Consider the following 1,830-nt stretch of genomic DNA (forward strand, 5'->3'; position numbering starts at 1 on the left):
CTGGTCGCGACCAAGCGCCGGGTGCTGTTGATCGATCTCGATCCACAGGGCAACGCCACCATGGGTAGCGGTGTGGATAAACATGGCCTGGAAAACTCGGTCTATGACCTGCTGATCGGCGAATGCGATCTGACTCAGGCCATGCACTACTCCGAGCATGGCGGTTATCAACTACTGCCGGCCAACCGCGATCTGACGGCGGCCGAAGTGGTTCTGCTGGAAATGCAGATGAAGGAAAGCCGCCTGCGCAGCGCGCTGGCGCCGATCCGTGAAAACTACGATTACATTCTGATCGACTGCCCGCCGTCCCTGTCGATGCTCACACTGAACGCATTGGTGGCTGCTGATGGCGTGATTATCCCCATGCAGTGCGAGTACTTTGCGCTGGAAGGTTTGAGCGACCTTGTGGATAACATCAAGCGCATCGCTGAACTGCTCAATCCCAACCTGAAAGTCGAAGGCCTGCTGCGGACCATGTACGACCCGCGCCTGAGCCTGATGAACGACGTTTCGGCGCAGCTCAAAGAGCACTTCGGCGATCAACTCTACGACACGGTGATCCCGCGTAACATTCGTCTGGCTGAAGCGCCGAGTTACGGCATGCCGGCTCTGGCCTACGACAAGCAATCGCGCGGCGCATTGGCTTATCTGGCATTGGCGGGCGAAATGGTTCGCCGTCAGCGCAAAAATTCACGTATCGCCGCTGCTCAGGCAACTTAAGGAATCCCCATGGCCGTCAAGAAACGAGGTCTCGGACGTGGACTGGATGCACTGCTGAGTGGTCCGACTGTCGGTGCGCTGGAAGAACAAGCGGCGCAAGCGGATACCCGTGAACTGCAGCACCTGCCACTGGACCTGCTGCAGCGTGGCAAGTATCAGCCACGCCGGGATATGGACCCGCAGGCGCTCGAAGAGTTGGCGCAGTCGATCAAGGCACAGGGCGTGATGCAGCCGATCGTGGTTCGTCCGATTGGTGGCGGCCGCTTTGAAATCATCGCCGGTGAACGCCGCTGGCGCGCCAGTCAGCAGGCCGGGCAGGAAACCATTCCGGCGATGGTTCGCGACGTACCGGATGAAACCGCGATCGCCATAGCGCTGATCGAAAACATTCAGCGTGAAGATCTCAATCCGATCGAGGAAGCGGTCGCGTTGCAACGGTTGCAGCAGGAATTCCAGCTGACTCAGCAACAAGTCGCCGAGGCTGTGGGTAAGTCTCGCGTCACTGTGGCTAACCTGTTGCGACTTATTGCGCTGCCGGAAGTCATCAAGACCATGTTGTCCCACGGTGACCTGGAAATGGGTCATGCCCGTGCCTTGCTCGGTCTGCCGGACAATCAGCAGGTGGAGGGGGCGCGACATGTTGTCGCACGCGGCCTCACCGTGCGCCAAACCGAGGCACTGGTTCGCCAGTGGTTGAGTGGTAAACCGGAGCCTGTCGAAGCCAGCAAACCCGACCCGGATATCGCCCGCCTCGAACAGCGTCTGGCCGAGCGCCTAGGCTCTGCGGTGCAGATTCGCCACGGAAAGAAGGGAAAAGGGCAGTTGGTGATTGGTTACAACTCCCTCGATGAGCTTCAAGGTGTGCTCGCACACATCCGCTGAAACATTTCCTCATGTAGCGAGCAGTCGGAAATCACTACCTGACAGTTGAATAGGGGCAGAAGCGCCCCTATACTCTGCGCGCATTTTGTCGGCACAAATTATGCCAAGTTATTGAATTCTGGCAGCCGACCATTGGAGAGCAATCGTGATGGAAACCCGCAAGCCAAACCGCCTGCCGTTCCATCGCTTGGCGGTTTTTCCGGTGTTGATGGCTCAATTTGTCATTTT

Annotated in this window: 2 protein-coding genes and 1 pseudogene; all 3 read left to right on the forward strand. The window is 58.1% G+C overall.

What is annotated here, in order from left to right; all coding sequences use genetic code 11:
- A partial coding sequence (locus ACIOU6_RS26920; protein ID WP_401139717.1) for a ParA family protein occupies positions 1–720 on the forward strand: 720 nt, incomplete at its 5' end.
- Positions 721–729: 9 nt separating this feature from the next.
- Positions 730–1,602 carry a ParB/RepB/Spo0J family partition protein gene (locus tag ACIOU6_RS26925; protein ID WP_221733259.1) on the forward strand — a complete coding sequence of 291 codons (873 nt, stop codon included), beginning with the start codon at positions 730–732 and terminating at the stop codon, positions 1,600–1,602.
- Positions 1,603–1,750: 148 nt separating this feature from the next.
- A pseudogene (locus ACIOU6_RS26930) lies at positions 1,751–1,830 on the forward strand (F0F1 ATP synthase subunit I); the annotation flags it as partial.

This window comes from Pseudomonas sp. NPDC087615 (genome assembly GCF_044743445.1).
Classification (GTDB): domain Bacteria; phylum Pseudomonadota; class Gammaproteobacteria; order Pseudomonadales; family Pseudomonadaceae; genus Aquipseudomonas; species Aquipseudomonas baetica_A.